The organism is Streptomyces yerevanensis (genome assembly GCF_000716805.1).
Lineage (GTDB): Bacteria > Actinomycetota > Actinomycetes > Streptomycetales > Streptomycetaceae > Streptomyces > Streptomyces flaveus.
The window spans coordinates 1-381 of the sequence record NZ_JNWJ01000235.1 but is presented as its reverse complement, the minus strand read 5'-3'; the positions used below and the strand labels follow the sequence as shown (position 1 = coordinate 381).

1 pseudogene is annotated in these 381 nt (G+C 66.7%); it reads left to right on the top strand.

Going from position 1 to position 381, the window contains the following annotated elements:
- Positions 1 to 242, top strand: a pseudogene (locus OP79_RS49215) (hypothetical protein); the annotation flags it as partial.
- Positions 243 to 381 lie beyond the last annotated feature (139 nt).

Genomic DNA, 381 nt, shown 5'->3' with positions numbered 1-381 from the left:
TGATCGTTTCGTTCGACAAGATCATCAAGGGGGAGGAGGGCGGAAACGTCGTAGCTGTGGCCGGAGACCGGCCGATGCCGGTCGACCAGCTGCAGCGCAGGGTCTCCCGCTACGACAAGACCGGCATGCTCAAGGTGATGGACGAGCGCACGACCGCCGAGTACGCGGGAGACCACAAGCCCCTGACGGACGACTTTGCCCCCGTCGACCAGCTGATCTCGGTACCGCTGCGGTATTGGTGACCGGCTGGCCGCGGGCGGGTGACCATGAGGCCATCGCCGAGGCCCGGTCCCTGTTCAGCATCGCATCGTCCACGACCTCGCCAGCCTGAGCGCCGCCTACACGACCGCGAGCCTGACCGGGCTACAGCCACGGGGAGTT